16 protein-coding genes are annotated in these 11,510 nt (G+C 50.8%); 1 reads left to right on the top strand and 15 read right to left on the bottom strand.

Features of this window, described 5'->3' with window-relative positions; all coding sequences use genetic code 11:
- Positions 1–56: 56 nt before the first annotated feature.
- On the bottom strand, positions 57–713 hold the full coding sequence (locus GPK90_RS11350; protein ID WP_215703018.1) for an HAD family hydrolase: 657 nt from the start codon (positions 711–713) through the stop codon (positions 57–59).
- Positions 710–1,456, bottom strand: a complete 747-nt coding sequence (locus GPK90_RS11345; protein WP_118322720.1) for a pseudouridine synthase — start codon at positions 1,454–1,456, stop codon at positions 710–712. The genes GPK90_RS11350 and GPK90_RS11345 overlap by 4 nt, the downstream gene beginning before the upstream one ends.
- A 270-nt stretch (positions 1,457–1,726) precedes the next feature.
- Between GPK90_RS11345 and GPK90_RS11340 the strand changes: the two genes are divergently transcribed.
- Positions 1,727–2,821: a hypothetical protein gene (locus GPK90_RS11340; protein WP_215703017.1), complete on the top strand. Its 1,095-nt coding sequence runs from the start codon at positions 1,727–1,729 to the stop codon at positions 2,819–2,821.
- 87 nt (positions 2,822–2,908) lie between these two features.
- Here the strand turns inward: GPK90_RS11340 and GPK90_RS11335 are convergent, their stop codons facing one another.
- From GPK90_RS11335 to GPK90_RS11275, 13 genes are all read right to left on the bottom strand, one after another.
- The gene (locus GPK90_RS11335; protein ID WP_118297966.1) at positions 2,909–3,502 is read right to left on the bottom strand and encodes an ATP synthase subunit B family protein; all 594 of its coding nucleotides are present in this window, start codon (positions 3,500–3,502) and stop codon (positions 2,909–2,911) included.
- 21 nt (positions 3,503–3,523) lie between these two features.
- Positions 3,524–4,021, bottom strand: coding sequence for a pantetheine-phosphate adenylyltransferase (gene coaD / locus GPK90_RS11330; RefSeq protein WP_118322729.1), 498 nt, complete (start codon positions 4,019–4,021; stop codon positions 3,524–3,526).
- A gap of 143 nt (positions 4,022–4,164) precedes the next feature.
- A complete protein-coding gene (gene rsmD / locus GPK90_RS11325; protein ID WP_118322725.1) occupies positions 4,165–4,719 on the bottom strand; it encodes a 16S rRNA (guanine(966)-N(2))-methyltransferase RsmD in 555 nt (184 codons plus the stop codon).
- 485 nt (positions 4,720–5,204) lie between these two features.
- Positions 5,205–5,420: an alpha/beta-type small acid-soluble spore protein gene (locus tag GPK90_RS11320; protein WP_118297964.1), complete on the bottom strand. Its 216-nt coding sequence runs from the start codon at positions 5,418–5,420 to the stop codon at positions 5,205–5,207.
- A gap of 151 nt (positions 5,421–5,571) precedes the next feature.
- Positions 5,572–6,438, bottom strand: coding sequence for a peptidoglycan editing factor PgeF (gene pgeF / locus GPK90_RS11315; protein ID WP_118298056.1), 867 nt, complete (start codon positions 6,436–6,438; stop codon positions 5,572–5,574).
- 153 nt (positions 6,439–6,591) lie between these two features.
- Positions 6,592–6,939, bottom strand: coding sequence for a YraN family protein (locus tag GPK90_RS11310; RefSeq protein ID WP_118322637.1), 348 nt, complete (start codon positions 6,937–6,939; stop codon positions 6,592–6,594).
- Positions 6,940–7,066: 127 nt separating this feature from the next.
- Positions 7,067–7,711 carry a ribonuclease HII gene (locus GPK90_RS11305; protein WP_215703016.1) on the bottom strand — a complete coding sequence of 215 codons (645 nt, stop codon included), beginning with the start codon at positions 7,709–7,711 and terminating at the stop codon, positions 7,067–7,069.
- Between the two features lie 41 nt (positions 7,712–7,752).
- Complete coding sequence (ylqF, locus tag GPK90_RS11300) at positions 7,753–8,601, bottom strand: ribosome biogenesis GTPase YlqF (protein WP_118297961.1); 849 nt, start codon at positions 8,599–8,601, stop codon at positions 7,753–7,755.
- Positions 8,602–8,625: 24 nt separating this feature from the next.
- Complete coding sequence (gene lepB / locus GPK90_RS11295) at positions 8,626–9,171, bottom strand: signal peptidase I (protein WP_215703015.1); 546 nt, start codon at positions 9,169–9,171, stop codon at positions 8,626–8,628.
- Positions 9,172–9,303: 132 nt separating this feature from the next.
- Complete coding sequence (gene rplS / locus GPK90_RS11290) at positions 9,304–9,651, bottom strand: 50S ribosomal protein L19 (RefSeq protein WP_118297959.1); 348 nt, start codon at positions 9,649–9,651, stop codon at positions 9,304–9,306.
- A 192-nt stretch (positions 9,652–9,843) separates the two neighbouring features.
- Positions 9,844–10,593 carry a tRNA (guanosine(37)-N1)-methyltransferase TrmD gene (gene trmD / locus GPK90_RS11285; RefSeq protein ID WP_118297958.1) on the bottom strand — a complete coding sequence of 250 codons (750 nt, stop codon included), beginning with the start codon at positions 10,591–10,593 and terminating at the stop codon, positions 9,844–9,846.
- A gap of 12 nt (positions 10,594–10,605) precedes the next feature.
- Positions 10,606–11,121, bottom strand: coding sequence for a ribosome maturation factor RimM (rimM, locus tag GPK90_RS11280; protein ID WP_118297957.1), 516 nt, complete (start codon positions 11,119–11,121; stop codon positions 10,606–10,608).
- 153 nt (positions 11,122–11,274) lie between these two features.
- Positions 11,275–11,502, bottom strand: a complete 228-nt coding sequence (locus GPK90_RS11275) for a KH domain-containing protein (protein ID WP_015554337.1) — start codon at positions 11,500–11,502, stop codon at positions 11,275–11,277.
- Positions 11,503–11,510: the final 8 nt, after the last annotated feature.

Raw genomic sequence — 11,510 nt, 5'->3', positions numbered from 1 at the left:
CTCCAGCGAATTTCCAGCTTAGGAAAGTCACTGTTTTCACTGAAATATTTGCAGCTTTATAAAAGTTCTCTGTAATCCGCGATCACCGCATCCGCGAGTGCTCGTTTCTCGTCCATCAGGTCTTTTGAGAAATCATCCTCCACGGCGATCACCGGCATTCCTGCCGCTTTGCCCGCCATGATCCCGGCCGGGATATCCTCAAATACGAGGCACTCCTCCGGCTTTACGCCAAGGCGCTTCGCCACTTCCAGGTAAATATCCGGCTCCGGTTTTCCGTGAGCCACCTCGCAGGCCGTCACCACCACGTCGAAATATTCCTTCACATTTAAGGAAGTCAGGACCGCGTCCACAATCTCGCTTCCGTTGCTGGTCCCGATCCCCGTGCGGATCCTGTTCTCTCTGCAGTATTTTAAAAACTCCGGCACACCCGGCTTCAGCGGGACCTCATAGCGGTACTTGTCGATCGACATCTGAACCCAGATTGCCTTGATCTCGTCCAGGCTTAACGGAAGCTTAAACCGTTCCTTAAAATACACGGCCGTCTCCGAAAAGCTCATTCCTTCAATGGCTCTCTGAAGATCCTCCGGGCACTCGTAACCATACGCTCCAAGGAATTCGATATCGATGGCTTCCCACATCCACATGGAATCCACCAGGGTCCCGTCGAGGTCAAAAAGCATCGCTTTTTTATGATCCAAAAAATTTTTTATCATAAGTTTTCCAACAACTCCCGTTCTTTATCCGTCAGTTTCCGGTACTCACCGGGTTTTAATGTCGCATCCAGCTTCAATGGTCCCATGGACAGGCGTTTCAGGTGGACAACCGGACAGCCGACTTCCTCCATCATACGCTTTACCTGATGGAATTTTCCCTCGTGAAGAGTCAGACTCACCAGACTCTCCGCCTCCGTCCCTGTCTCCGGATCCCCGGCCTTCCTCTCCAGGATCTCGAGTTCCGCCGGCATGCAGGAAAGTCCGTCCGAGAGTTCCATCCCGTCACGGAACTTCTGTACCGCTTCATCCGGGACAAGTCCCTCACATCTCGCCTCGTAGACCTTATCTACATGGTGACCCGGGGCAAGAAGGCGGTGGGCAAGCGCCCCATCGTTTGTGATGAGGAGCAGACCTTCCGTATCGATATCAAGACGTCCCACCGGGAAGAGATCTTTCCTCTGCTTTTCATCGATCAGGTCCACGACCGTCTCCCTGCGGCGGTCCTCCGTCGCCGAGATCACGCCCTGCGGTTTATTCAAAAGATAATATTCCAGTTCCACGTACTCCACCGGCGCATTGTCGAGCAGGATCGTATCTTCGCCCTTCCGGATCTTTGTCTCCGGTTTTTTCACGACCTCGCCGTTCACCTTGATCCGTCCTTTCCGGATCATCTCCTTGAGCTCCGTTCTCGTACCTTTTCCCATATCAGCCAGATATTTGTCCAGCCGGATTGCTTTTTCCAAATATTTCTCTCCTTCCGATCACGCGCTCTCCGACATTTCCACAGCCGCACCCGCAGACTTTCCAGGTTTCGGACTTTATCCCGGAAATGCATTTTAAACAGAAAAGCGCACTATATTTATCATATCAAAATTCCGGGGAAAGTACAATGAAAATAATAGAAAGAGTTCTGCAGCATCGGCGGGCAGGTTACAGTACGCGGGCAGTGCTTTTTTTCGTAAGATCCGGATGCGGCCATGAATCCTGAAAAAATTCTGTAAAAAGGAGTGTTTATGATAAAACGAGCTTTTCTGATCTTGCTCTGCCTGATCTTTATGATCTTTCACGCGGATCTCGTAACAAAAGGGGCTGTGTCCGGACTTCTTTTGTGGTATTCCTCCGTCGTCCCGGCGCTTTTTCCGTTTATGGTACTGTCTTCCGTTCTCTCCGCCTCCGGCGGGGTCCAGGCACTCATGCGTCCGTTCCCGGTAATCTTCCGCTTTGCCGGACTGTCGGCGGACGGCTGGTATGTTCTCCTCACCGGTCTTCTCTGCGGCTGCCCCATGGGAGCAAAGACATGTGCCGATCTTTACGCGGAAGGGCGGATCAGCTCCGGGGAGGCGAAATTTCTCTTTGCACTCTGCAATCATCCAAGTCCCATGTTTCTCGCAGGTTTCGTCTGTCCCATGTTTGCTTCCCAGGTCCCTTTGTCATATTTTGTCTTTTCTATCTACGCGCCTCTGCTCCTTCTCGCGGTCCCGGCCAGCCTGATCTACCGGAGAGAACACGTCCGGGCCTCCTTTCCGGCCAGCATCACCGCAAAGGCACAGACGAAGCATTCCGCGATCGCTCTCAACGCCGCGATCATGAATCCTGACGCCCCATCTGTCAGCAGGCTGACCAGACCCGCGATCACACTCGACGCCGCGATCATGAATTCCGCGGAGATTCTCGTAAAAATCGGCGGATATCTTATCTTTTACTCCATCCTGATCCTCGTTGTCCGGAACACTCCCCGGATCCCTGCCCCGGTCCGGCTGTTTCTCTGCGGCAGTCTGGAGATCACCACAGGGATCCGGACGGTTCATGGCTCCCTTCCGTATCCGGTTTCCGCCGTCGCCGCAGCTGCCATCTTTTCCTTCGGAGGCTTTTCCGCCCTGTCGCAGACAAATGCGGTGATCCAAAGCGAGAAGTCCCATCAGAACTTTCCGGCAGATAAAGAAGAAAGTTCTCCGGTGCATGGAAATTTCCCGTTAAACAATAAGCGAATAAAAAAAACTGCCGGACTCTCCATCCGGCAGTATCTTCTCTGGAAAATTGCCCATTCCGCCCTGGCTGCTGCATTTATGGCAGTTCTCACCGGCATTCTGGAATTTCACTTTTTTTAAATATCGGTTCTCATAAAATACCACTCCCGCATCCTCTCGCAGATCCGGTCCGGTCAGGCCGGTACGCCGTCGACAGCGTTTCTGCAATCAAGCCTCAGTGGAATCCTGTTTTTCCGGCTCAGCGCTCTCCTCTTTTTCAGTGATGATCCCGGAGGAAAGCTCCTTTCTATTGGAGGAGACGATATCGTAGCTGGACTTCATGGAATTCATGAATGCGTCGAAGCGGCCCTGAGCGCCCTCCATCGTGTGGTTCATGATCGTCTGGAGACTCTTTAACATATCATCGGTATACTGGATCGAACCCTGACGGACACTGTTCGCATCAGCGACCGCATTGTCAACGATCGTCTGAGCCTGCGCCTGCGCCTGCTCGATGATCTCATTTGCCTGGGCATAGGCTCTCTGCATGATCTCGTGTTCATTTACAAGCTCGTTTGTCTGAGCAGTTGCCTCTGCGAGCATCGCATCCGCTTTGCTGTGAGCATCGGAAAGGATTGCGTCCTGATTGCTGATGATCTTCTGATACTGCTTGATCTCATCCGGGATTCTTAAACGGAGCTCGACTAAAAGCTCGTCCAGTTCCTCTTTATTTACGATGATCTTTGATGTAGATAACGGCTGAAATTTACAGCTGTCGATGTATTCCTCAATTTCATTGATTAACTGTTCAATTCTGCTCATGTTGTTTCCTTTTCCTTTCCCTTACGCCTGACTGCCTTGTCTCTCACGCAGTCTCTTATGTACTTCATCCGCCACATAAGGCGTTACAAAATTTGAAATATCGCCGCCGTAAGCCGCTACCTCTTTCACGGTACTGGAACTTAAATACGCGTACTCGAGACTTGTCGTCAGGAATACTGTATCGATACTCGTATCCATCACGCGGTTTAACTGGGCGATCTGGAGCTCATATTCAAAGTCAGTGATCGCGCGGAGTCCGCGGACAACGGCGTTCGCGCCGCATTCTTTCGCGAAGTCAACGGTAAGACCCGCAAAACTTTTTACCTCCACGTTCGGAATGTCTTTTGTGACCTCTTTTAACATCTTAACACGTTCTTCCACGGAAAACAATGGCGTTTTCGCACGATTATTAAGAACGCCGATGATCAGATGATCAAACAGCTTTGACGCACGTCTGATCACGTCGATATGTCCCAGTGTAACCGGGTCAAAACTTCCCGGATAAATTGCTTTTTTCATAATTTCTGTCTCACACCGCGAAAACCCGCGGTTTTTCTCCTCGTTTTATATCGTTCCGTTTTTGTATTTTGACCCGGCTTCAGCCTTCAGTCTCTGACCGCCGGATCTGTCTTCCCTTTTTCAGTCCCCTGAACAGATGATTCTTAATTTTTTCTCAGGAATACATGCTTATTCGTCTTATATTCCTTACTCTTCTCAATCTCATACCCGAGCGCTCCGGCCCAGGAAAAATCAGTATCGAGAGCTTCCTCGACGATGATCAGCGTCTCCTCATCCGCAAGAGAAGTGTCCCTCAGCGCTTCCAGCACCTTCTTCGGAAGATCCATCCGGTACGGCGGATCCATAAAGATAAAATCAAACGCCTTTCCTTCCCGGTCAAGCTTCCGGATCGCCTCTGTCACATCCGCGGACATCACACGAGCCCTCTCTTCCAAATGGGTCGTCTTCAGATTATCCCGGATACAGGAAATCTGTCCGTCTCCCTTGTCCACAAAGACCGCTTCCTTCGCCCCACGGCTCAGCGCCTCAATCCCGATCGCCCCGCTTCCCGCAAAAAGATCCAGAAATCTCGCCCCGTAAAGATCATTCTGAAGCATATTAAACAGAGTCTCCTTGATCCTGTCCGTAGTCGGTCTCGTCTCCATTCCCTCGACCGTCTTTAAAAGCAGCCGTCTCGCACTGCCTGCGATTACTCTCATATCTCAACCTCTAACTCATAAAATACCACTGCAATTTTTATTCTCCGCCCCATTATAATCGTATTTTTTCTATTATACAAGTGTTTTCTGAGCCTTTTTCAGACATTGCATAAACCAGCGATAAACTTCCTCCCCGCTGTCACACCCCCACTCTTTTCGCCCCACCATCCCACAGCGGTGAGTTTCCGCCTGGGAGCGCCTTGATCCGGGGATCTGGCTTCCTCTTAGCTCGCGGGTGACTGCGTTGGAAAAAAGATGATACTTGTTTGAGCGCAGCGAGTTGTATCATCTTTTTTCCGCCTTTAGCAATCTCCCGCAAGCTTAGAGGAACCATCCCCGCATCCCCGGGCGCTCCCAGGCGGAAGCTCACCGCGTACCCCTCGCCAACCAATTTTACACAGAAAAAAGCCCCCGCGATCAGATAGAATCTCTGAAATCCCATCCCATCGCGAAGGCCTCTCCCTCAGATGCTCAGGCTCTAACCCTTATTTGCCCGCCATCTTCTTCTCCTGCTCCTCGATCATCTTCTTAACCATATAGCCGCCGACGCTGCCGTTCTGGTAAGAAGTCAGATTGCCGTTGTAGCCGTTTGTAAGCGGCACTCCGAGCTCATCCGCGATCTCCATTTTGAATTTGTCCATCGCTTCCTTTGCTTCCGGAACTACTACACGGTTAGAAGAAGAACTGCTTGTGTTAGACATAAGATACGCCTCCTTTTAGTGTAATGCCTTTCCTGCTCTCGCATCGGGCATGTTTGATGGTACGTTCCTAGTATGATCGTCCTGAAAAATAATACACTGGAAGGTTTTTCGTCAAATGTCATTTTTTGCGAACCCCCGCATTCTCACACGCCTAATTCTCTTTAAGCGCAAGAAACGCGCAGAGATTCCCTCGCTTCTCTCCCATCGCCCGGTGGGAAAACAACTTATCCGGATTGCATCTCGTGCAGATATCAGTGACGGAAATATTTTTTTCCGGGACTCCGGCCTCCAGAAGGATCCGTCGGTTCGCCTCCCAGAGATCCAGCTGCCTCTTTCCAATCATGCCTGTCTTCGACGGCAGAACGATCGCCCTGCAGTCTTCCTTAGAAAACGCGTCATAAAACTTGTCCGCAACATCCTCTCCAACCTCGTAGCAGTCACTGCAGATACTCGGTCCCACACAGCAGACAAGGTCCTCCGGCCGGCTTCCGTATTCCCGCTTCATGGCCGCCACCATCTTTTCTCCCATACGGTTCACGGTTCCTCTCCAGCCCGAATGGGCGAGTCCGATCGCACGATGCTTCGGATCCACAAAGTATAACGGCACACAGTCTGCAAAAAACGTCACGAGCGTCACACCCGGCATATTGGTCAGGAGACCGTCAATATCCCGGTAATCCCGTTCCTTCACAACTCCCTTTCCAAGATCATCTTCCGATACAACGCGGATATTTGTCGTGTGCGTCTGCCAGGTTAAGACCATCTTTTCCCGCTTTACGCCGAGCGCCGCCGCCATCCTGCTGTAATTTTCCAGCACATGTTCCCGGTTGTCACCGCGTGTGAAAGAGAAATTCATGGTCGAATACCAGCCTTCGCTGACACCTCCCATCCGCGTGGAAAACGCGTGAGTGACGATCCCGGTTGCATCAAGTGCCGGGAATGTCAGGTAGGTGACACCGTTATTTGTCACTTCCTTCATATGATCCGCCGCATCTGTTTTTCTGATCCACTGATCCATAATTTTCCCCTTTCCGAGATATCTCATGCAGAATTTTTTCATTCAACGATATGCGCCGTTCTCAGCCATGCGGAAAGTACGCATGCTTGTTCCGGATACACGATCAAAAGCATAATGGATTTTTGCGAGTCCCACATACATTCGGCCTGAACCTTAAAATGCATCCCTGATATATGTGATCTCATCCCCATCGATCCCCGCCGCATCAAACCGGCACGGTGTCTCCTCCGGAAGCTGGTGGGAATACAGATAATAGACTGCCGCATTCCGGATCCGAAGAGCCTTTCTGTGGTCGATCGCTTCCAGCGAAAACCCAGCTGAACCACTGGCACGGTATTTCACCTCGATAAACACGAAATAGCTTCCATCTTTCGCAATAATATCGATCTCGCCCTGTTTACAGCGGTAATTCCGCTCCAGGATCACAAATCCGTTCTGTTTTAAAAAGGCTGCGATCTTTTCCTCATAGATGCTGCCCACTGCCCGATTATTTCTTGTCACAAAAATCCCCCATCGATGACTCGCTCAGCTTTGTTTCTCTGATACCGCATTGCTCCGCACTTCGTGCTCCCGCAATGCTCAAAAGCATTCATAATCCGCTCATTTTTCTTCGAAAAATGGCTGCTTATCACACAAACTTCGTAATAAATGTCCGTCTGTGGATCGGGGTCGGTCCGAACTCTTTCAGCGCCGCGATATGTGCGGCAGTTCCGTATCCCTTATGCTTTGCGAACCCATACTCCGGGTATTCCTTATCATACTCTTCCATCATGTGGTCCCTGGTGACCTTTGCGAGGATGCTTGCCGCCGCGATGGAAACGCTCTTCGCATCGCCCTTGATGATCGGCACCTGCGGGATCGCAACCTGCGGGATCGTCACCGCATCGTTTAAAAGGATCTGGGGCGCCGGGTCAAGTTTCGCGATCGCCTGGCGCATCGCCTCATAAGTCGCCTGCAGGATGTTGATCTCATCGATCCGCTCAGGACCCACGATCCCCACCGACCAGGCGATCGCTTTCTCCTTGATCTCCAGGAACAGTTCCTCTCTCCGGCTCTCAGAGAGCTTTTTCGAGTCGTTTAAATAAAGGATCTGGCAGTCCTTCGGCAGGATCGCCGCACCGGCCGCAACCGGCCCTGCAAGAGGTCCGCGGCCCGCCTCATCGATCCCGCAGATAAACGCACAGTTCTCATACTGTCTCTCGAACTCCCGCATGAGGGAGAGGCGTTCCAGCTCCTTTTCCAGTTTTTCTCCGGTCAGCACACGTCTTGCCATATCTCTTTACTCCTTATCCCTGCGTATTCATGTTCCACACTTTATTCCGCCGGCATCTCCAGCGTGATCCTTCCGAGCTTTCCGCCGCGGAATTCATCAAGAAGAAGTCTCGCCGCCTTTGTCAGATCATTCACGCCTCCCTTTGTCAGGCATGCACGCGCCGTTGCAATCTCATCGAGGAGCTCATACGGCTTCTTTCCTTCCTCCTCGATCCCGTAACGCTCTTTTAAGAGACCAGGAGTGATCTCCTTAAGATATCCCGCAAGTTCGGAAGCCAGTTCATCTTTCTCCAGGATCTCATCGTTGATGGAGCCTAAAAACGCCAGTAAAAGACCAACTTTCTGGTCCTCAAATTTCGGCCATAAGATACCCGGAGTGTCGAGAAGCTCCACCTGCTTATTTAAACGGATCCACTGATTTCCCTTTGTGACGCCAGGTTTGTTTCCCGTCTTCGCAGCTGCTTTTCCGGCAAAGCTGTTGATGAACGTGGATTTTCCGACGTTCGGGATCCCGACCACCATCGCACGCACCGGGCGGTTTAAGATACCGCGCCTTCTGTCGCGCTCGATCTTCTCCTTACATGCCTCCTGGATCAGGGCATTCAGCTGTTTTAACGTCGCTTTCGCTCTTGCATCGATCTTCATGACCTGGAAGCCCTGTCCCTCAAAATAGGAGATCCATGCGGCATTTGCCTTCTCAGAAGCAAGATCCGCCTTATTTAAAAGGATCACACGGCCTTTTCCGGCTGCGAGGCTGTCAATATCCGGATTGCGGCTGGCAAGCGGCGCTCTCGCATCCACAAGCTCGATCACGAGGTCTACAAGTTTCACGTCCTCTTTCATGGCGCGTTTCGCCTTTGTCATATGGCCTGGATACCACTGTATATTCATAGTAATCGTCTCCGTCCTTTCCTGCTACCGGACGAAACCAAGTCTGGAAAATGGCTGAAACCGCAGCCAGACGCGTCCGATGAGATTTTCCCGTTTTATATTTCCAATGCCGGAAAACCGGCTGTCTTCACTTGATTCACGGTTGTCACCCAGGAGAAAATATTCATCATCCCCGAGCTCGACCGGATACTCGGCTGCCCCGGCGATCGTCGCCTCGGCAAGTCCGTTTTCCGCTTTTAAGAGTTCCCCATTGATATAGACGGATCCATTTTTGATCTGGACCGTCTCACCGGGAAGTCCGATGATCCTCTTGATCCCCGGCTGCTGTCCTTCCCGTTCAAAGACGACAACATCAAATCGTATCGGTTTCCCGACATCATATGCGAGCCGGTTTATCAGCACCACATCTCCGGACTCCAGCACGGGTTTCATGGAACTTCCATTCATCTCAACCCTGCTCCCAAAACAAAACACGAGATAGCACGCAAGAGCGATCATGACTGCGCAGTCGACCGCCCATTCCGTGATCCGGTGAAGTCTGTTCGGTTCCTTTTTCTCAAAAAATTCCATGAAGGGACCTCCTGAATCCATGACAGAACATCTGTACTTTATGCAAGGGGAATTCCTGCTGTTTTAGTAAAAACAAAGGGACAATTTTCATTGCCCCTTTGATCTACTGACTCTCTGTACAGTTGTTATGAATTATTTTACTAATTCTTTAACCTTTGCAGCTTTACCTACTCTTGTTCTTAAGTAGTAAAGTTTCGCGCGGCGAACTTTACCTCTTCTTACAACCTCAACGTTCTCAACAGACGGAGAATGAAGCGGCCATGTCTTCTCAACGCCGATACCGTTGGAGTTCTTTCTTACTGTGAAAGTCTCTCTAACGCCGCCGTTCTGTCTCTTGATAACAGTTCCCTCGAAGATCTGGATTCTTTCACGGTTTCCCTCTTTGATCTTAGCGGATACTCTTACAGTGTCACCTACGTTGAAGCTCGGTACAGACTCTTTTAACTGTGCAGCTTCGATATTCTTGATAATGTCGTTCATTGATATGAACCTCCTTAAAGTATTCGATGTTCTTACCCGCATCTTCTTTTCCTGCGGCAGCGGAACATCTCTTATGATTTAAGTCTCCGTATTGACAGGGTTCTCCCGTCTTTCGGATACCACAGTTTTGTATTTTATCATACCGCAAGCCAAAATGCAAGCGGTTTTCTCATATATCGTGCAATTTTTTAGTCACGGTTTTTCGGTCTCCTGCTGTCTCAGCAATTCATCCAGGAACTTCTGCTCCTTTTTCGAAAGGACAGCGTCCTCCAAAAGTTCCGGGCGGTTCTTCAGTGTGCGGATGATCGACTGCTCCCTGCGCCATTTCTCGACATTTGCATGATGCCCGGAAAGAAGGATATCCGGCACTTTTTTGCCCATGAACACTTCCGGGCGCGTGTACTGCGGATACTCCAGAAGGTTATCGTGGAATGTCTCGAACTCCGCAGACACATTGTTGTTCAGCACTCCCGGGACAAGTCTTGAAATACAGTCGATCATCATCATCGCCGGAAGCTCTCCTCCTGTGAGGACATAATCTCCTGCGGAGAGGTAATCTGTCGCGATCATCTCCAGAACGCGCTCATCGACCCCCTCATAGTGACCGCAGAGGAACACCAGATCCTCCTCCTTCGCGAGATCTTCCGCAATATTCTGATTGAAAGTCTTTCCCTGGGGAGTCATGTAGATCACACGCGGTTTCTTTCCGATCTTCTCGACAAGTGCCTCATAAGCGCGGTAGATCGGCTCCGCCTGCATGACCATCCCGGCGCCGCCGCCGTAAGGATAGTCGTCCACCTTTCCGTGGCGCTCCAGCGTATAATCGCGGATATTCACCGCCTCAAACGATACGATCCCCTTCGCTGCCGCGCGGCCGAGAATGCTGGTCTCCAGACCGTTCATGATCATCTCCGGGAACAGGGTAAGTACATGAAAATTCATCGCGGCCTCCCCTTACAGATCCAGAAGTCCCGGAAGAACATGGACAAGCATCTCTTCCTTATCAAGATCCACATCGAGAATGCAGTCGTGGATCGCCGGGAGAAGAAGTTCCTTTCCCTCCGGTGTCTTTACACAGTAGACATCGTTTGCTCCTGTCTCCATCACATCCGTCAGCGTTCCGAGCGTATCCCCTTCGTCCGTGACAACAGTAAGTCCGATGAGGTCGGTGATAAAGAATTCGTCCTCCTGAAGAGGCACTGCCTGGTCTCTTGTGATCAGAAGGTCCTTCTGGCGCCATCCTTCCACCTCGTTCATAGTGTCAACCCCGTCGAATTTCAGGATGACCATGTTTTTGAAGAATTTTACCTGACGGATCTTTAACTCCCGGCTTTCTCCTCTTCCGAGGTCCAGGATCACATGATCTAATTTTTTAAAGCGCATCGCGTCATCGGTGGTCGGATAGACCTTCACCTCGCCGCGCACGCCGTGCGGGGAGGTAATGACGCCTACACGAAGATATTTTTCCATATTTGTCTCCTATCGTAACTGTGAGGGAACCCGGGCAGTCAGCTCCTGTCATTCTATCAAGCACGGCACGGCTGATACCTGCCCGCAGAAACCGGCTCTGATAACAGAAAGGGGACTGCAGCCGGGAAAAATCCTGTCCACAGTCCCTCACGATTACTGAATTTCAACAATCACTTTCTTATCCATCTTGGAAGAAGCCGCCTTCACAACGGAGCGGATGGCTTTCGCGATCCTTCCCTGCTTTCCGATCACCTTTCCCATATCGGTCGGGGCAACCTTGAGCTCGATGACGATCTCTTCTTCTTTTTCAGATTCCGTAACAACAACTTCATCTGGATTATCAACCAGCGCTTTGGCGATAACTTCTACCAATTCCTTCATTGAATCCA

Source organism: Clostridium sp. MCC344 (assembly GCF_018785365.1).
In the GTDB taxonomy this organism is placed as follows: domain Bacteria; phylum Bacillota; class Clostridia; order Lachnospirales; family Lachnospiraceae; genus Pilosibacter.
Note: the sequence above shows the minus strand (reverse complement) of the source record. Positions and strands in the feature narration are given on the sequence as shown.